This window comes from Cryobacterium sp. BB307 (assembly GCF_012274275.1).
GTDB lineage: Bacteria > Actinomycetota > Actinomycetes > Actinomycetales > Microbacteriaceae > Terrimesophilobacter.
In genome coordinates this window covers 941,215-959,220 of sequence record NZ_JAANZA010000001.1, presented here as the reverse complement: position 1 = coordinate 959,220, position 18,006 = coordinate 941,215, and the positions used below count along the sequence as shown (strand labels likewise).

17 protein-coding genes and 1 tRNA gene are annotated in these 18,006 nt (G+C 67.7%); 11 read left to right on the top strand and 7 right to left on the bottom strand.

Annotated features, from left to right (window positions below; all coding sequences use genetic code 11):
- The first annotated feature begins 10 nt into the window (after positions 1-10).
- From msrB to HGK58_RS13890, 3 genes are all read left to right on the top strand, one after another.
- The gene (msrB, locus tag HGK58_RS04720) at positions 11-412 is read left to right on the top strand and encodes a peptide-methionine (R)-S-oxide reductase MsrB (protein WP_168626352.1); all 402 of its coding nucleotides are present in this window, start codon (positions 11-13) and stop codon (positions 410-412) included.
- Positions 413-647: 235 nt separating this feature from the next.
- A tRNA-Thr gene (locus HGK58_RS04715) sits at positions 648-720 on the top strand.
- Between the two features lie 758 nt (positions 721-1,478).
- Complete coding sequence (locus HGK58_RS13890) at positions 1,479-1,604, top strand: hypothetical protein (protein WP_282597226.1); 126 nt, start codon at positions 1,479-1,481, stop codon at positions 1,602-1,604.
- Here HGK58_RS13890 and HGK58_RS04710 read toward each other — a convergent pair.
- Entirely contained in the window at positions 1,601-2,527 is a 927-nt protein-coding gene (locus HGK58_RS04710; RefSeq protein ID WP_168626351.1) for a thioredoxin domain-containing protein, read from the bottom strand. The two genes, HGK58_RS13890 and HGK58_RS04710, sit on opposite strands and share 4 nt — an antisense overlap.
- A 167-nt stretch (positions 2,528-2,694) precedes the next feature.
- Here HGK58_RS04710 and ugpC point away from each other — a divergent pair, with 167 nt between their 5' ends.
- Positions 2,695-3,789 (top strand): sn-glycerol-3-phosphate ABC transporter ATP-binding protein UgpC, encoded by a 1,095-nt coding sequence (gene ugpC / locus HGK58_RS04705; RefSeq protein ID WP_168626350.1) that lies wholly within the window; start codon positions 2,695-2,697, stop codon positions 3,787-3,789.
- Positions 3,790-3,806: 17 nt separating this feature from the next.
- Positions 3,807-5,072 carry a DUF4032 domain-containing protein gene (locus HGK58_RS04700; RefSeq protein WP_168626349.1) on the top strand — a complete coding sequence of 422 codons (1,266 nt, stop codon included), beginning with the start codon at positions 3,807-3,809 and terminating at the stop codon, positions 5,070-5,072.
- Between the two features lie 18 nt (positions 5,073-5,090).
- Here HGK58_RS04700 and HGK58_RS04695 read toward each other — a convergent pair whose 3' ends face one another.
- Positions 5,091-5,546, bottom strand: a complete 456-nt coding sequence (locus HGK58_RS04695; RefSeq protein WP_168626348.1) for an Lrp/AsnC family transcriptional regulator — start codon at positions 5,544-5,546, stop codon at positions 5,091-5,093.
- A 132-nt stretch (positions 5,547-5,678) separates the two neighbouring features.
- On the opposite strand from HGK58_RS04695, the gene HGK58_RS04690 reads away from it, so the two are divergent.
- Together HGK58_RS04690 and HGK58_RS04685 are read left to right on the top strand one after the other, a co-directional pair.
- Entirely contained in the window at positions 5,679-6,890 is a 1,212-nt protein-coding gene (locus HGK58_RS04690; protein ID WP_168626347.1) for a PLP-dependent aspartate aminotransferase family protein, read from the top strand.
- Positions 6,891-6,899: 9 nt separating this feature from the next.
- Complete coding sequence (locus tag HGK58_RS04685) at positions 6,900-9,110, top strand: MMPL family transporter (protein WP_168626346.1); 2,211 nt, start codon at positions 6,900-6,902, stop codon at positions 9,108-9,110.
- Positions 9,111-9,248: 138 nt separating this feature from the next.
- Here the strand turns inward: HGK58_RS04685 and HGK58_RS04680 are convergent, their stop codons facing one another.
- Positions 9,249-10,532 (bottom strand): pyruvate dehydrogenase complex dihydrolipoamide acetyltransferase, encoded by a 1,284-nt coding sequence (locus HGK58_RS04680; RefSeq protein ID WP_168626888.1) that lies wholly within the window; start codon positions 10,530-10,532, stop codon positions 9,249-9,251.
- Entirely contained in the window at positions 10,532-12,721 is a 2,190-nt protein-coding gene (locus tag HGK58_RS04675) for an alpha-ketoacid dehydrogenase subunit alpha/beta (protein ID WP_168626345.1), read from the bottom strand. Before HGK58_RS04675 ends, HGK58_RS04680 begins: the two co-directional genes overlap by 1 nt.
- Before the next feature lie 138 nt (positions 12,722-12,859).
- Between HGK58_RS04675 and HGK58_RS04670 the strand changes: the two genes are divergently transcribed.
- The 3 genes from HGK58_RS04670 to HGK58_RS04660 are packed head-to-tail and all read left to right on the top strand — an operon-like array spanning position 12,860 to position 15,499.
- The gene (locus tag HGK58_RS04670) at positions 12,860-13,399 is read left to right on the top strand and encodes a VOC family protein (RefSeq protein ID WP_168626344.1); all 540 of its coding nucleotides are present in this window, start codon (positions 12,860-12,862) and stop codon (positions 13,397-13,399) included.
- 14 nt (positions 13,400-13,413) lie between these two features.
- On the top strand, positions 13,414-14,094 hold the full coding sequence (locus HGK58_RS04665) for a GntR family transcriptional regulator (RefSeq protein WP_168626343.1): 681 nt from the start codon (positions 13,414-13,416) through the stop codon (positions 14,092-14,094).
- Positions 14,095-14,122: 28 nt separating this feature from the next.
- Complete coding sequence (locus HGK58_RS04660; protein ID WP_168626342.1) at positions 14,123-15,499, top strand: NADP-dependent succinic semialdehyde dehydrogenase; 1,377 nt, start codon at positions 14,123-14,125, stop codon at positions 15,497-15,499.
- Between the two features lie 2 nt (positions 15,500-15,501).
- Here HGK58_RS04660 and HGK58_RS04655 read toward each other — a convergent pair whose 3' ends face one another.
- Positions 15,502-16,122 carry an XRE family transcriptional regulator gene (locus HGK58_RS04655; RefSeq protein WP_168626341.1) on the bottom strand — a complete coding sequence of 207 codons (621 nt, stop codon included), beginning with the start codon at positions 16,120-16,122 and terminating at the stop codon, positions 15,502-15,504.
- Entirely contained in the window at positions 16,119-16,784 is a 666-nt protein-coding gene (locus HGK58_RS04650) for a cupin domain-containing protein (protein WP_168626340.1), read from the bottom strand. Before HGK58_RS04650 ends, HGK58_RS04655 begins: the two co-directional genes overlap by 4 nt.
- 98 nt (positions 16,785-16,882) lie before the next feature.
- Between HGK58_RS04650 and HGK58_RS04645 the strand changes: the two genes are divergently transcribed.
- Complete coding sequence (locus tag HGK58_RS04645; protein ID WP_168626339.1) at positions 16,883-17,185, top strand: Dabb family protein; 303 nt, start codon at positions 16,883-16,885, stop codon at positions 17,183-17,185.
- Between the two features lie 13 nt (positions 17,186-17,198).
- Here HGK58_RS04645 and HGK58_RS04640 read toward each other — a convergent pair whose 3' ends face one another.
- Positions 17,199-18,005 (bottom strand): alpha/beta hydrolase, encoded by an 807-nt coding sequence (locus HGK58_RS04640; RefSeq protein WP_168626338.1) that lies wholly within the window; start codon positions 18,003-18,005, stop codon positions 17,199-17,201.
- Position 18,006 lies beyond the last annotated feature (1 nt).

Genomic DNA, 18,006 nt, shown 5'->3' with positions numbered 1-18,006 from the left:
GAGCATCCGCATGGCTTACAAAGTGACCAAGAGCGACGAGGAGTGGCGCAGCGAACTGTCCCCGGACGAGTACGCGGTGCTCCGCCAGGCGGCGACCGAGCGCCCGTGGACGGGCGAGCTGCTCGACGAGAACCGGGAGGGCGTCTACCGCTGTAAGGCGTGCGGCGCGGAACTGTTCCGCAGCGAAGCGAAATTCGACTCGCACTGCGGGTGGCCGAGCTTCTACATCCCCACCGAGCAGGACGCGGTCCAGCTGCTCAAGGACCACAGCCTCGGCATGGAGCGCATCGAGGTGCTCTGCTCCAACTGCGGCTCACATCTGGGCCACGTTTTCGATGACGCACCGCAGACCCCGACCGGTGACCGCTTCTGCATGAACTCGGTGTCGCTGAGCTTCGAGCCGCGCGACTGACCCTCCCCGCCGGCTGTTCCTGTTATGCAGGACACTCCTTGTTGTGCAGGACATCCGGCCAAGAACGGGCCCGGATGCCTGTGATTTCCCGCCCGGACGACCGAAAGTCCTGCACCACAGGGGTGTGATACGGTCGTCCGGCCCCAGCTTGGCGGCCTAGAATCCTGCACAACAGGGTGGTGGGCGCCGGGAGGCTACGGCCTCTCGGCCAGCCATTACTATTGGTGAGGCAAACGCCTCCTTAGCTCAGCTGGTAGAGCACCGCTCTTGTAAAGCGAAGGTCGTCGGTTCGAATCCGACAGGGGGCTCAGAGGACACAGCACCACAGCGCTCTCGGCGTCGCGGGTGTCAATGGCACTGCATATGCCCAGCGTGCCCATTTCCCGGGCAATGGAGCAATACTCTCCTGTCGTGGGATGGTGGACCGCATGACGTTGCGTCGGTTGCCTAGTCGCCAAGGGTCTGGCTCCTGTCGACTGGCACTCCATCGCGGCCGCCCTTGTGGTTACGGGCTGCACTCACCAGGGACCATCGAGGGAATCGGAGGGCCCAGTTCCCGTGCTAAGTGGCTGTGCTTCACCCACACAGGTTCTTGAGGATGGGCCCTTCGCTCCAGAAATCGTAGGTTCGTCGGAAGACGGACTGAAGCTGTTCGGTCAAATCCAAGCGGGCGATTTCCTTGTCGCGTCCGACGCTGTGAAGAAGGTCGTTTGGCGGGTAACCGGTTCAGGGGAGCCGACGGTAACGCTGGCGGGCCCAGACGACGTTCAATCGGAGCTCGCATGGGGACCGGAGTACCACCAGGGAGGCGATTACGACCGCCCTGGCGATGAATACGGATCGGGCCTAGTTCTCGATCGTCCAGGCTGCTGGCATATCCAGTTCCGTCGCGGTTCCCAAACGGCTGGTGTCTGGCTCATGGTCGGCGCGGCGGAGTAAGTTCCAGTCGGCGTGTCTCACACTTCACCCGGGCGTACCCTCGAGAAATGAGGCGTGAACTCGCTTGGAGCATCGTCGCCGCGCAAGTCGTCCTGCTGGCGGCGCTCGCCCTCATGCCGCACGGGTCATGCTGCTGGCGGTCAAGGCGCGCTGGGAGGAGCGGATGCTCGCAGCAACGCATCCGGACTACCCCGCATACGCACGCAGGGTCGGACGCTTCCTTCCGCGAATCGGCCGGCTGCGCGGTCGCTAGCCTCCCGCGGGCGGCGTCGGGGTCGGGGTCGGCTCTTCGATGAACTGCGAACCAAGCACCTGCGTCAGGAACCGCGCGAACTCATCCGGATCGAACTCACCCGTCTGCGGGTCGACCGTGTACTGGTACTGCTGCCCGTTCACCAGAACGGTCGGGGTGCCTTGGATCTTCTCCAGCTCGGTGCCGGCGACCGGACCGTTCAGCGCACGGTCGGTGGCGCCCTTCACCCAGGACTTGAACTTCTGGCTCTCGACGCACTGGACGATGTCATTGGCACGCGAAACGCCGACCTGCTGTGTGAGCTCGATGAGCTCGTCATTGCTGAGGCCGGCCGTGCCCTCCTCGGGCTGGTTGGCGAACAGCAGCTGGTTGAACGCGAAGAACTTGTCGGGTGAGTAGTTCGCGACGCACGCTGCGGCGTTCGCCGCGCGGGTCGAGTACTGGGTGCCGGCGGATGCCCGGTCAAGGAACGAGATGGGGTGGACCTCGAGGGTCGCCGACCCGCTTCCCACGAGCTGGCTCAGCTGCTCGGCGTTCGCGCGCTCGAAGCCTCCGCAGAATGGGCACATGTAGTCGACCCAGATCTTGATGTCGAGCACGTCGGGTTCGTTGGTCTGTGCCGGCACGGGCTCGGCCCCCGGGCGCAGTCCGGGGGTGCGCACCGCTTCGAAGTTCTCGCCGATCTTGATGCCGTCGCTCAGCATGTTCTGCGGCCCAGACGCGGGCGGACGCACAGCGTTCACGATGACCAGCGCGACGACCGCGATGACGGCAAGGATGGCGACGATGATGCCGCCCTGGATCAGGAAGCGATTGCGCCGTTCCTTCTTCTTCTGCTCCTCACGAAGCTGTCGCGCTTTCTCACGCGCGGCGCTGCGCCGCTCTGCCTTCGAGAGATGGGAATCACCGGAACCGGCACTCATGGAACCTCGCTTTTTATGAATTTCCACCAACCAGCCTAGCCTTTGCGCGCGGGCGACCTCACAGCACGGACGGTGCCATAATGGCCCTCAAGCGATGGTGCGCCGTCGCGAATCCATCACTACGGATCGTCCGGCACGTACCTGCCGGTGAAGGAGAAAACGAAAAAATGGCAACAGTCACGTTCGATGACGCGACCCGCATCTATCCCGGATCCACCGTCCCCGCGGTCAGCGACCTGAATCTCGAGGTCGGCGATGGGGAATTCCTCGTCATGGTCGGCCCATCCGGAAGCGGCAAGTCGACCGCGCTGCGGATGCTTGCGGGCCTCGAAGAGGTGAACGAGGGCAGGATCCTGATCGGCGAGCGTGACGTCACCGACATGCCCCCGAAAGACCGCGACATCGCCATGGTCTTCCAGAACTACGCGCTCTACCCGCACATGACTGTCGCCGAGAACATGGGTTTCGCGTTGAAGATCGCCGGCGTGGCCAAGGAGGAGCGCGCAGCGCGCGTCCTCGAGGCCGCGAAGCTTCTCGACCTTGAGCCCTACCTGGCACGCAAGCCGAAGGCGCTCTCGGGCGGTCAGCGTCAGCGCGTCGCGATGGGCCGCGCGATCGTGCGTCAGCCCCACGTCTTCCTGATGGACGAGCCGCTGTCGAACCTCGACGCGAAGCTGCGCGTGCAGACCCGCACCCAGATCGCGTCGCTGCAGCGCCGCCTCGGCGTCACCACCGTCTACGTCACCCACGACCAGGTCGAGGCATTGACCATGGGCGACCGCATCGCTGTGCTCAAGGACGGCGTGCTGCAGCAGGTGGGAACACCCCGCGACCTGTACGAGAGCCCCGTGAACGTGTTCGTCGCCGGCTTCATCGGGTCCCCGGCCATGAACCTGTTCCCCGTCGACTTCGCCGACGGCGGAGTGCAGTTCGGCAGCCACGTCGCTCCGGTCGCGCGGGACATCCTCGCGGGCGCGCACGGCAACAAGGCGACCATCGGCATCCGTCCTGAGGATGTCCGGGTCGCCACCGACGGTGACGGTCTTCCGATCGACGTCGACCTTGTCGAGGAGTTGGGCGCGGACGCCTACCTGTACGGGCACACCGAGGTCGATGGCAGCCGGGTCGACATCGTCGCGCGCGTCGACGGCCGCAACCACCCCGTGGAGGGCGACAAGGTGCTGATCCTGCCGGAGGAGCGCCACATCCACCTGTTCGACACGGAGACCGGCCAGCGCCTGAACCCCGCGGTCAAGGACTGAGCAGCGCGAAAGGGAACATGTCTGCTTCCCTGAACATCACGTCGGCGACCGCCGATACTGGGCTGCTCGACCTGCCCTGGGACCTGCCGCTCGATGTGTGGCCAGCGGAGAGCATTGCCGCGCTGCCGAAGGGGATCTCGCGGCACCTGGTTCGCTTCGCGTACCTGAGCGGCTACGTCGTCGCGATCAAGGAGACCTCCGCTGAACTCGCCCGCCGCGAGTACGACCTGCTGCGGACGCTGCAGCGGACGGACGTGCCGTGCGTCGAGCCGGTTGCCTACGTCACCAACCGAACGGATGACGAAGGCAACCCGCTCGACGCCGCGCTGGTCACCCGCCACCTGAAGTTCTCGCTCCCCTACCGGGCGCTGTACTCGCAGCGGTTGCGCCCGGACACCGCGACCCGGCTCATCGACGCCCTCGCGGTGCTGCTCGTGCGACTGCACATCATCGGGTTCTTCTGGGGCGACGTGTCGCTGTCCAACACGCTGTTCCGGCGAGATGCCGGCGCATTCGCCGCCTACCTCGTCGACGCGGAGACCGGTGACCTGCACGCGCGGCTCTCCGACGGCCAGCGGGAGAACGACCTTGAGATCGCGCGCGTGAACATCGCCGGCGAACTGCTCGACCTCGCCGCGGGCGGGAAGCTGGATGAGGAGACCGACCCGGTCGAGGTCAGCAACGGCATCGTCGCCGCGTACCGGACCCTGTGGACCGAGCTCACCGGCACCGAGACGTTCGAGTCATCCGAACGCTGGCGCATCGCCGAACGGGTGCGGCGGCTCAACGAGCTCGGGTTCGACATCGAGGAACTCGCCATCAAGACCGACGAGGACGGCACTCGCGTCGTCATCCAGCCGAAGGTCGTCGACGCCGGCCACCACCAGCGCCGACTGCTGCGCCTGACCGGGCTGGATGTCCAAGAGAATCAGGCCAGGCGCCTGCTGAACGACCTCGACTCCTACGCGGCCACCTTCCACCCGGGCGAGGAGGACGAGGAGATGGTCGCGCACGAGTGGCTGGCCTCCGTGTTCGAGCCGATCACGCGTGCGATCCCCCGCGACCTGCAGGGCAAACTGGAACCGGCGGAGATCTTCCACCAGCTGCTCGACCACCGCTGGTTCCTTTCCGAAAGCGAGCAACGGGATGTCCCGCTCGCCGAGGCGCTGACCTCGTACATCGACACGGTGCTGCGGCACCGCCGGGACGAGGCGACGGTCTTCAACCCGGCGACCGACGCCATCACCCTCCCGATCAACGTCGACTGGCGCGACCTGGTCTAGTCCTGCACAACACGGCGGTCAGAGCAGCGACTCGACTCCAGAGCCGGTCACGTGGTCGAAGATCAGGTTCGTCTCGGTGTGCTGCACCGCAGGATGCGCCGCCAAATGCTCGAGGACGAAGTCGCGCAGCTCGCTCGAGTTGCGAGCCGCAACGTGCAGCAGAAAGTCATCCGCCCCCGCCATGTGGAACAGACCAAGCACGCCCGGCCAGGACGGCGCCTCCACACGGAATCCCTCGATGTCGTCCCGCTCGATCGACACCAGCCGAATCGAGATGAGCGCCTGCACGGTCATCCCCAGCGCCGCCAGGTCGATGTCGGCACGGTAGCCGCGCAGGTACCCATCGCTGCGCAGCCGCCTGAGCCGCAGCGACACCGTCGACTCGGCCACTCCGACGGCGTTCGCCAGCGCAGAGCCCGACATCCGCGCGTTTGAGGACAGCACGCGCAGCAGCGCCCGGTCGATGTCGTCCATGCGCTTCGCCCTTCTTCAACGCCGGATGCCTGGGAAGGCCGCTTAGCGCAGATTCTTCGCCAAACATGCCCATAGTCTCACGATCGTGCACGGATGCTTGCGCGCGCGTGCGGAATCTGCTTCGGTCTGAGCATGACGACTGAGCAGCAGCACTTCGAGACCCGCGCCGTCCACGCCGGAATGGAGGGCGTCACCGAGAGCGGTTCACACGTTCCGGTGATCGACCTGTCGTCCACCAACCCGCTGCCCGACGTCGAGCACGGCGGCGACGCCTACGAACAGCTCGCCACCGGCGGGCCGCTGCTGCCCGGCCAGTCCGCGGTCTACCAGCGCCTCTGGCAGCCGGGCGTCGCCCGCTTCGAGACGGCGCTCGCGTCCCTTGAGGGCTCAGAGACGGCTGTCGCCTACTCCAGCGGCATGGCAGCCCTCACCGCGTGCCTGCTCGCCACCGTCTCCGACGGCAAGCCGCACGTCGTCGCGGTGCGCCCCCTCTATGGCGGCACCGACCATGTGCTCGACACCGGGCTGGTCGGCACGACCGTGACGTGGGCCGACGCCGACGCGATCGCCGACGCCATCCGGCCGGACACCGGCCTCGTCGTGATCGAGTCCCCCGCCAACCCGACCCTCGAGCTCATCGACATCGCCGCGGTCGTCGCCGCCGCTGGCGCCGTGCCCGTGCTCATCGACAACACCTTCGCCACCCCGGTGCTGCAGCGCCCGATCGAACTGGGCGTCACCCTCGTGCTGCACAGCGCGACCAAGTACCTCGGCGGCCACGGCGATGTCGTCGCCGGTGTCGTGGCGACGAACGAGGAGTGGGCGAAGAAGCTTCGGCACGTGCGCGCGCTCACCGGCGGGGTGCTCCACCCCCTGTCGGCGTACCTGCTGCACCGTGGGCTGCGCACCCTGCCGATCCGGGTTCGCGCGCAGCAGGAGACCGCGACCGAACTCGCGCGGCGGCTGGCCGAGCATCCGGCGCTGAATCGGGTGATGCATCCGTCGCTTCCCGGATGCGACCCGCTGGGTCTCATCGGACGGCAGCAGTCCGGCCCCGGCTCTATGATCTCGATCGAGCTGGCGGGCGGATACGACGCGGCGGCGCGGTTCACCGAGTCGCTGAAGCTGATCACGCACGCGGTGTCGCTCGGCGGCGTCGACTCGCTCGCGCAGCACCCGGCCAGCCTGACCCACCGCCCGGTCGCCGCGGCAGCCAAGCCGGGCGGCGGAATCGTGCGGATCTCGATCGGCCTCGAGCACGTCGACGACCTGTGGGCGGACCTGCGGTACGCGCTGGAGGCAGCGGCCTCGATTGAGTCAAAGGCAACGCTGCTGCACCGATAGTCTTGGCGCATGCGCGTGGGGCCGCTGGCACGAATCGGTCGGGCCTCAGCAGCACACCCTTGGCTCACCCTGTGCGGGTGGATCGTCGTCCTGGCCATCGCCGTCTCCACGGCTCTGGTCGGCGCAACCGGCGACTCCCTGTTCGAACGCCTGGTCAGCGCGGCGCCCGGCGCCGACGGTGAAGCGGCCGAGGCCGACGAGCTGCTGAGCGCCAACGGCGAAGAGACCGAATCTCTCACGCTGCTGGTGCACGGCGTCGAACTCGGCGATCCCGAGTTGGCGAGCGCGGCGAGCGCCCTGGGCGACAACCTGGCGAAGCTCGATCACGTCGACTTCGTGAACCCGCTCATCGTCCCAACCCTCCCCGATGGGTCTCGGCTGCCAGAGCTCGCCCCGGTGTTCTCCGCCGACGACCAGGGTGTGCTGTTCACCGCCACCATCGAGGGAGTCGACGGCGAGGATCCGGACGCGAAGCTCGTCGACGAGGTCGCCGCCGAGTTGCGCGCCTCCGCAGACGACCTGCGCGCCGAGTTCCCGGATGCCACGGTGGAGGTCGGCGGCGGAAGCCTGCTCATCGATTCGATCGTCAAGGTCTCAGAGAACGATCTCGCTCGCGGCGAGATGGTCGCCCTGCCGATCGCGCTCGTGGTGATGCTCGTGGTGTTCGGCGGGTTCATCGCGGCGGGAATGCCGCTCGCCGGAGCGATCGCCGCGATCGTCGGCGCTCTGGGCGCGCTGTTCGCCTTCACTTATGTCATGGACATCGACACCACGATCGTCAACGTCGTCACGGCCGTCGGCTTGGGACTCTCGATCGACTACGGCTTGCTCATGGTCAGCCGGTTTCGGGAGGAGTACCGCGCGCACGGCCCGCTCGGCCGAGATCACCGGCTCGACGCCATCACGAGGACAGCGGACACCGCCGGCCGCACGGTCTTCTACTCCGGCACCACGTTCGGTATCGCCTCCCTCGGTCTGCTCGTGTTCGAGCCGAACATCGTGCGGGCCATCGGAGTCGGTGCCCTGGCTGTCACGGTCATCGCCATCCTCTCGGCGCTGACCCTGATCCCCGCGCTGCTGTCGCTGGCCGGGGACAGGCTGGCGAATCCGGGATCGCTCACCCGGATTCCGCTCATCGGCAAGCCGATCGCCCGCTTCGGCGATGTCGCACCGGACGACGGCTTCTTCTCGAGGCTGACGCGGCAGGTGCAACGGCAACCTGCTCTCGTGACACTCGCGTGCGCCGCTGCGCTCATCGCGGTCGGCAGCCCGCTGCTGAACCTGCAGCTCGCCAACACCAGCGTCGACGCGATCCCTGCCTCCTCGACGCAGCACGACTTCATCACCACGCTCGCCGACGAGTTCCCGGATGCACGCGCCCCGCGCGTCGCACTGGTCACCGAGACCGAATCGGACGCCGAAGCGTGGGCAGCCGGCATCGAGTCGCTCGCCGGGGTTCAGTCGGTGACGGCACCGGCTCAGTCGGGCGACGCTTGGCGCGTGAACGTCCAGGTGGACCCGGCGGACGGCATCGAGGTCGTCCACGACATCCGCTCTGACCGCCCCGACTTCCCAAACTGGGTCACGGGAACCGACGCCCGCACCGTCGACTTCTCCGAGTCGCTGATCGGCAGCGCGGGCTGGGCGGTGCTGGTGATCGCCCTCGGCACGATCCTGCTGCTGTTCCTCATGACCGGTTCGCTCATCGTGCCGCTCAAGGCGCTCGTGGCCAGCGCGCTCTCCCTCGGCGCATCCATCGGCGTGCTGGTGTGGGGCTTCGAGCAGGGCAACTTCGCCGGGCCGCTGAACTTCGACCCCGATGTCGTGCACGGCGTCGATGTGCTCGTGCTGCTGCTCACCCTGGTGTTCGGCTTCGGCCTGGCCATGGACTACGAGATGTTCATCCTGTCCCGTATCAAGGAGCAGGTGGACGCCGGGGTCGACGCGCGCGAGGCCATCGCCACCGGACTGCAGCGCTCCGGCCGGATCATCTCATCCGCCGCGCTCATCATCGTCGTCGTGTTCGCGGGCTTCGCGACCGGCGACCTCATGGTGATCAAGCAACTCGGCGTCGCCCTCGCGGTCGCGGTGACGCTGGATGCGACGGTCGTGCGCTGCCTGCTTGTCCCGGCGTTCATGACCTGGCAACAGCGCATCATGTGGTGGGCGCCGCGGTGGATGAAGCGGCTGCACGCGCGCTGGGGCTTGCGCGAGAGCTGAACGCCGAGTTGCCCCCTTCGGCCCCTGTTTCACGCGAAAAGTGGGGCGGAAGTGGGCAACTCAAGGTCGGTGTGACCGACCCCAAGGGTGTACGAGGCGGCCGGCGCTACCCGAAAGCGCCGACCGCCTCTCCCCCCGTCACACCAGAATGCTGACGGGATTCTCTATGCGCTTCACGAACGCCGCGAGCCACTGGGCGGCGAGCGCGCCGTCGAGCACCCGGTGGTCCGCCGACAGTGTGACGGTCATGACCGTCGCCACATTCAGCTCATCGTCGACGACCACCGGACGTTGCGTCGCCGCGCCGACCGCGAGGATGCCCGAGTGCGGCGGGTTGATGATCGCCGAGAACTCGGTGGTTCCGTACATCCCCAGGTTCGAGACCGAGAACGACCCGCCCTCGAGCTCGTGCTGCTTGAGCCCGCCGGTGCGACCGCGCTCGGCGAGCTGCCGGATGTCCGCGCTCACCTCGCTCAGCGACCGCTTGTCCACGGCGCGCACCACGGGCGTGATCAGGCCGCCCTCGATCGCCACGGCGATGGCGATGTCGACGTCGTCGAAGCGCCGGATGGCCGTGTCGGTCCAGATCGCGTTCGCCTCGGGCACGTCGCGGAACGCGCCGGCGACCGCCTTCACCACGAAGTCGTTCACCGACACCTTGTCGGTGCCGAACTCGTTGACCGTCTTCCGCAGTTCCAGCAGAGCATCCACGCGACAGTCGGCACTCAGGTAGTAGTGCGGGATGGTGCTCTTGCTCTCGGTGAGCCGCCGTGCGATCGCGCGGCGCATCCCGGTGTGCGGAACGTCGGTGAAGCCGCCGGTCGGCACAGCCGGCGCAGCCGAGGCCTGTGCTGCCGGTGCGGTCGGTGCCACGGCCAGCCCGTCAAGGTCGCGGCGCACGATACGGCCGCTCGGGCCGCTGCCTGTCACTGCGCTCAGGTCCAGTCCACGTTCGCGCGCGAGCCTGCGCACGAGCGGGCTCGCGAAGCGACGGCTCTGATCGGTCGCGGTGGCCGCACCAGCGGCGACCCCGTCCCCCGGAGCGTTTGCTGCGGCGTTGGCTGGTGCATCCGCCTTCACGGCGGCCGCCGGGTCGACCGCTGCCGCGCTGTCCTCGGAGTTCTCCGTCGGAACGGCGGCTCCGAGCTTGCCTGCCGCGGCGAGAGCGGCATCCGCCGACTCCCCCGCTTCGGCAAGGACCGCGATCGGCGTGCCGACATCAACCTGAACACCGGTCTCGATGAGGACCCCGGCCAGCGTGCCGGCCTCCTCTGCCTGGTACTCGACGGTGGCTTTCTCGGTCTCCACCTCGGCGATGGTCTGGCCGACGGCGATGGTGTCGCCCGGCTTCACGAGCCAGCTTTGCAGGGCTGCCTCGGTCGCGCCGGTCAGCACCTCCGGCATCCGGATGACGATGGCCATCACTCACCACCCCATCCGCGGCGAACCTTCTCCAGTCCTGCGACGACCTCTTCCGTGCGGGCGATCGCGGCGCGCTCGAGCACCTTGGAGATGCTCGGGCTGGCCTCGCCGCCGGTAACCCGCTCGATCGGCTGGTCGAGCCAGTCGAAGTAGCGGCGTTGCAGCTCGTCGGCCAGCCAGGCGCCGTACGACGTCCCCTGTGCGCCCTGTTCGACGATCAGCACGTTGTTGGTCTTCTTGATGGAATCGCCGATGGTGTCCCAGTCGATGGAGGCCCGGTCGAGCCAGCGCAGGTCGATCAGTTCCGCGTCGATGCCGCTCTGCTCGATCGCCTCGAGGCTGTGCGCCACCATGGACAGGTAGCTGATCACCGTGACGTCGTTGCCGGACCGGCGGATGGCCGCGGTGCCGGGCGGGATCACATAGTCGAGGCCGTCATCCGGCACCTTGTCTGCGGTGCCGTACAGGTCGACGTGCTCGATGACCAGGACCGGGTCCTGCAGCGCGAGCGCCGCGTTAATCAGGCCGACGTAGTCGGCGGCCGACGACGGGGCGACGATGCGCCATCCAGGGTTGGTGGCGAAGATGCCGGCCGGGTCCATCAGGTGCTGCGAGCCGTAGCCGGAGCCCATCGCGACCTTGGTGCGCAGTACGAGCGGCACCGGGTTGTCACCGCCGAACATGTGGCGGGCCTTTCCGACCTGGTTGAAGACCTGATCGGCGGCGACCCACATGAAGTCCGGGTACATGAACTCGACGACGGGTCGGAACCGCCCGTCGAGCGCGAGGCCGCCTGCAAGCCCGAAGAAGCCGTTCTCGCTGATCGGGGTGCCGATGATCCGGTCACCGCCGTACTTCTTTGCGAGCCCCTTGGTTGCGCCGTTGGTGCCGCCGTTCAGCCGGTGCACGTCCTCGCCCATCACGATGATGCGCTCGTCCTGCTCCATCCGGCGGTCCATCACCTCGGCGACCGCATCGACGAACTTGACCTCGCGCCAGCCGTCGCTGCGGTCGGTCGGCTCGGCGACCTGAAGCGCCTCCAACTCGCTGGCATCCCCGCGGACGCCGACGTTGACGAAGCCGGGGTCTGGCCACAGTTCGGGGCGGATGCGACGCTTGCCCGCGTTCTCCGGGTCGTCCTCGAGGAGTTCTGCCGTGGCCGCGCGCATTGCGTCCTGCACCGCAGCACGCAACGCGGCGACGCGGTCCGCGTCGATGAGGTTTCGAGCGGTCATCTCCGTGGCGACGCGCTCGAGCGGGTCGCGCGCGCGCCAATGGGCTTCCTCTTCCTTGGTGCGGTAGCCGAACGCGCTGCCCGGGTATGGGCCGTTCTGGTGGAAGAAGCGGTAGACCTCGGCCTCGATGATCGCCGGGCCATCGCCGGCGCGCATCCGCTCCTCCGCCTGCTTCATGGCGAGGTGCACCGCGAGCGGGTCCATCCCGTCGACGCGCCAGGACGGGATGCCGAAGCCCTGGCCGCGCACCGAGAACCGCGGGTCGGCCGTGGCTTCGGATGCATGGGTCGACACGGCGTACAGGTTGTTCTCGATGAAGAAGCACACCGGCAGCTTCCACGCCGCCGCCAGGTTCATCGACTCGAGCACCGAGCCGATCTGGCTGGCGCCGTCGCCGAAGTAGTTGACGGTGATGTCGCTGGTGCCCGAGTGCTTCTGCGCCCAGGCGTTGCCGGTCGCCATCGGGGCGCCACCACCGACGATGGCGTTGGTGCCGAGCGCTCCGGCCTCGAACCACTGCAAGTGCATCGAGCCTCCGCGGCCGCGGCAGTAGCCCTGCGCGAGGCCGAGGATCTCGGCCAGCGTGCGCTGCAGCACTTCCTGCACCGCCGGCGTGACCGGGTTCTCGGGGTCGAGGGTTCCGTCGCTCACGTGGGTGAGCGCCTTGGCGAGGAACTGGTGGTGTCCGCGGTGCGAGCCGTTGACCGCGTCGGTCGAGCGCATGCCGATGATCGAACCGACCGCGCCGCCCTCCTGCCCGATGCTCGAGTGGGCGGGGCCGTGCACGAGTCCCTCACCGGCGAGTTCGAGCACGGTCTCCTCGAATGCGCGGATGAGGTGCAGTTGCGTGAGCATGCTGCCGAGCAAGGCCGGATCGGCTGCCTTCCAGTCCGCTGGGGTCGTGCTCAGTTCAATCCAGTCAACGCCGGTCTCTTGGCGTCTGGTCTTCGGCATCGTCGCCTGCTCCTCACATCTGGTTCACCCAACAAAGAACGTTGATTGGATGCAATTACACCACGAAAACCGCAGATATGCTCCCACTCAGGCAAAAAATGCCGCATGATGGATGCAATCCAATGAAGGAGGGGACCGATGTCGAATCACGGCCTACCCGGAATGCGCGGCACCGATCACATCGGCTTCACCGTGCCGGACCTCGACGAGGCGCAAGAGTTCTTCGTCGAGATCCTCGGAGCCGAACCTGTCTACACGCTCGGAGCGAAGCGCTCGGACGATGACGACTGGATGCAGGTGCAGTTGGGTGTGCACCCGCGCACCGTCATCCGCGAGATCCGCTTCCTGCGCCTCGGCAACGGCAGCAACATCGAACTGTTCCAGTACGACGCGGCCGACGATCAGGCATCCGTTCCCCCGAGCAACAGTGACATCGGCGGGCACCATCTGGCCATCTACGTCGATGACATGGATGCTGCGGTCGACTTCCTGCGCTCGCGCGGCGTTGAGGTGATGGGTGAACCGGTGCTGAGCGCTGGGGCATCCGAGGGTCAGCGCTGGGTCTACTTCCGCAGCCCGTGGGGCATGCAGTTCGAGTTGGTCAGCTTCCCGGACGGCAAGGCGTACGAGGGCACGGCCAACCGGCTGCTGTGGCATCCGGCACGGCCGGCAGAGTGAGCGGCGCGCGAAGCATGTCGACGACAGAGCGCGCCACCAGGGACGGCGACGCCGGCGCCCGGATCGCAGAGCGGATCCGGGAGCAGATCCTGCGCGGGCACTACCCGCCCGGCACGCGCATTCGCCAGGTCGATGTCGCCGAGCAGTTCGGGGCCAGTCGAGTGCCGGCCAGGGAGGCGCTGCGCATCCTCGAGCACGACGGCCTGGTGCGGCTGGTCGCCAACACGGGCGCGTGGGTCTCAACCCTCACGCTCGCCGAGTGCGACGAGATCTACCGGATGCGCGAGGCGCTCGAACCCCTGCTGTTGAGCTATTCCGCGCCGGCCCTCGAGGCGGCCGACATCGAGCGCCTCGGCGCGCTGGCGACCGAGATGGCGGCAACCGACGACGTCGACCGCTTCCTCGAACTCGACCGCGAGTTCCATCTCGGCTCCTACGCGGGAGCCCAGACGTCACAGCTCGGCGAGCTGGTGGTCAAGCTGTGGAACACCACCCAGCCGTATCGCCGCGCCTACACCCGCTCGATCGGCGGCGATGCCAGGAGGATCGTGCACGACGAGCACCACCTCATCGTCTCCTCGCTGGCCGACGGCGACATCGAGGACGCCGGTCGGGTGCTCGCCGGGCACATCCGCCGCACCAGGCGCCAGCTCTCCCGGCATCCGGAACTGTTCGAATCCATCACCGCGCGCTGACGCGCAGACAACAACGAAAGGCAGCCACATGGCCATCGCGACCATCAACCCGACGACAGGGGTCGTCGAGCAGGAGTTCGACGCGCACAGCGAAGCGGAGGTGGATGCCAGGATCGAGCAAGCGCACTCGGCCTTCCGTGCCCTGAAGTCGACCACCATCGCATCGCGCGCCGACTGGATGCGGGCGGCAGCCGACCTGCTGGAAGCCGAAGTCGAGAGCGCGGCCCGGATGCTCACCACCGAGATGGGCAAAACGATCGTGCAGGCGCGCGGCGAGGTGCGCAAGTCGGCCAACACCATGCGGTTCTACGCCGCGCACGCCGAGGAATTCCTCACCGGCCGGTCACTTGAGGACCCGAGCGTCGTCGGCGCCTCGGTCGCATACACCCGGCACGAGCCGATCGGCGTCGTGCTCGCGGTGATGCCGTGGAACTACCCGATCTGGCAGGTGATCCGGTTCGCGGCGCCCGCGCTCATGGCCGGCAACACCGCGCTGCTCAAGCACGCCTCCAACGTCCCGCAGGCCGCGCTGTACCTTGACACGCTGTTCGAGCGGGCCGGGTTCCCCGAGGGTGCGCTCCGGTCGCTGCTGATTCCGGCATCGCGGGTCGAGGGTGTGCTGCGCGACCGCCGGGTGGTCGCGACGACGCTCACCGGCTCCGAGCCAGCCGGGCGATCGCTGGCGTCCATCGCCGGCTCCGAGGTGAAGCACGTCGTGCTCGAGCTGGGCGGTTCCGACCCCTTCATCGTGATGCCGAGCGCCGACCTGGATAAGGCGGTCGCGACCGCAGTGGCCTCCCGCACGGCCAACAACGGCCAGGCGTGCATCAACGCGAAGCGCTTCATCGTGCACACGGATGTCTACGACGCGTTCGTGCAGAAGTTCACCGCCGCGATGGCCGCGCTCACTGTCGGCGACCCGTTCGACGACGGCACGGATGTCGGTCCGCTCGCGACCGCATCCGGTCGCGAAGAGCTCGCCGAACTCGTTGAGGACGCCGCCGCCAAGGGGGCGACGGTCACCACCGGTGGCGCGCCGTTGGACGGTCCGGGCTGGTTCTACCCGCCCACCGTGATCACCGGCATCACCGAGGACATGCGCCTGTACGCCGAGGAGGCATTCGGGCCGGTGGCCGCGGTGTACCGCGCGAGTGACGCTGAGGACGCGCTGCGCGTCGCCAACGACACGACCTTCGGCTTGAGTTCGGCGGTCTGGACGCAGGATGAGGACGACGAGGCGTTCTTCGTCCGCGGCCTCGACGCGGGCGCCGTGTTCGTCAACGGCATGTCGATCTCCTACCCGGAGCTGCCGTTCGGCGGAGTCAAGGACTCCGGTGTCGGTCGGGAACTGTCCGCGGAGGGGCTGCGCGAGTTCACCAACCTGAAGAGCATCTGGAAGGGCTGAGCTCAGGCGTGAGGTGCCGCGTCACCTGGTTCGCTGTCGCGAACGAACCAGATGGCGCGCACCTCTGCCTCTGACTCGTTCCAGAACCGGTGCGGGCGCTGCGAGTCGAACACGATCGAGTCGCCCGCGTTCAGGGTCGTTCGCACGCCGTCGACCTCGACGTCCAGGGCGCCCGAGATGACGATCCCGTACTCCCGACCCTCGTGCCGGATGTAGTCGGGCAGGACTCTGGTCCCTGGCTGGTAGATGACCTCGAGGAATTCGGCATCCGCTTCCGCTGCCACGTTGAGCCGGCTCCACCGGGGGCCGTCGCTCAACTGGATCGTCGGGTGCTGCCCGGCCCGCTGGACCACGCCGTCGGCGTCGAGGTCTTGCAGCGTTGCCGGCGCGGGCGCCGGCGGAGCCTCCTGCGGCGGGTCGAACAGGTCGTGCAGCGAGATGTCGATCTCGCGTGCGGCCGCGTACAGGGCTGGGACGCTGAACGCGCCGATGCCTCGCTCGACTTGCGATACGTGGCTGGGAGAAACGCCGATGCGGCGTGCGAGTTCGCGCGCTGAAATCCCAGCCGCGACGCGAGCTGATCGCACCCGGTTGCCGATCACATCCCACTGCAAGTCGTTCACCGCTCGCTTGCCCCACCGACCGGCATCCGGCTCATGGCATCGAGAACGTCGACCGCCGTTCGCACCTCGCCCGGGTCGTGTGCAGCGCCGACTCCGCCGACGACGTACCAGACGCCCCTGGCGACCGAATCGGTGCGGTTGATGTAGAAGTGAGGCCGACGCGAATCGAAGCAGAGGGAATCCCCCGCGCGCAGAACGTACGTCTCGAAGTCGAGCTTGAGAGTGAGCTCGCCTTCGATCAGGTAGCCATACTCGACGCCCTCGTGGCGCATATGCGACTCGTCCACGGAACTCGCGCCGCCCGGCTGGTAGGTGGCGAGCACCCCGGCAACGCCGCCGGCGGCCTCCATGACGGCCAGGCGCTGCCAGGTCACGCCGTTCTCCATCACGATTACGGGAGCGTCAGCACCGTGCTGCACGGGCTTGCCGCCCTGAGGCTTCCCACGACTTCCGGGCGTCGGCTTGTTGTCGAGCAGGTCGTCAACCGACAGACCGAGGAAGGTGACGATCGCGTAGAGGGTGCTCACCGACGGCTGGACCTTGCCGGTCTCGACCTGGGAGAGCAGACTCGGCGAGACGGAGGCGTGCGCCGCGGTCGCGCGAAGGCTAAGTCCTTGAGCGAGCCGGGCTTCCCGTATCCGTCGCCCTAGTTCCGCATTCATCGCGTGTCCTCTCCCACCGGCCTCCCCATCGCAAGCCGTGCGTACTCAATGTATCGTGCCACTGAACAGTGTTCACCGAAACCAGCCGTGGAGCGCAGATGATCCGTCACATTGTCCTATTCAAGATGGCCGGCGACGACGAGGCCGCCCGAGCGGATGGCGTGGCCGAACTCGCGGGCGCGCTCGAACCGCTCGCCGAGGTGATCCCCGGCGTGCGATCGCTGCGGATCGTGGCCGATGGCAGCGGAATCGACTTCCACTGGCACGCGGCACTTGTGAGCGAGCACGACTCGTGGGAGGCGCTTGCGGCGTACCAGGCGCATCCGGAGCATGTCCGGGTGCTGCAGAACGTGATCCCGCGCGTGAGCCGCGACAAGGCTGTCGTGGACTACGAGCTCTGACACGGCCCGCGGTTCAGTTTCTCGCGATGAACTGACGGATCAGCCGGGTGACCTCCGCCGGCCGCTCTTCAGGGACGAAGTGGTCGGCGCCGGCCACCACTGCGCCGAAGAGGTCGTGACGCAGCCACAGGCTCCGAATGAAGGCCGCCTCGCTCAGGAACGGGCTCCGGCTTCCGCGGATCAGCAGCATCGGGACCGTGCTGCCACCAAGCGCCGGTGCCAAATCGACATCCATGGTCTCGAGCGTTTGAGTGATCGCCGCCGCGGACGCCAGTGGCCGGTAGCCGCCATCAGCCGCGGCGAACAGGTGCTCGGCGCGACGCTCGACCGCGTCATCCGGGAGCAGCGCCGAGCGCGCGCGGATGGCGCTGCGCACACTGTCGGCATCCGGGAGCGCACCCTCACCCGCGCCCCGCGCGGTTCGCAGGGAGTCGAAGACTCCCTTCTCGATCGTGGCTGCGTAATCGACGGAGACGACCGCCCGGATGCGCTCCGGCATCGCCGCGCCCGCCAAGATCGCGTTGCGCCCGCCCAGCGAATGGCCAACGACCGCGCGGGCCGGTCCGAGCTCGTCGAGCACCGCCGCGACGTCGGCGACATAGTCGTCGGCCGTGTACCCGGTGTCCGGATGCTCCGAGCTGCCGTGCCCCCGCTGGTCGATCGCGACAACGCGGTGATCACGCGCAAGTTCGGCGATCACCGGATCCCAGACGACCGCACCGGCGGTGATCCCGTGGAGCAGCAGCACGAGCTCGCCCTTCCCGGCGACCCGGGCGTTCAGGCTTATTCGGCTCGTGTGCAGCCGCTCCACGGTGATCATC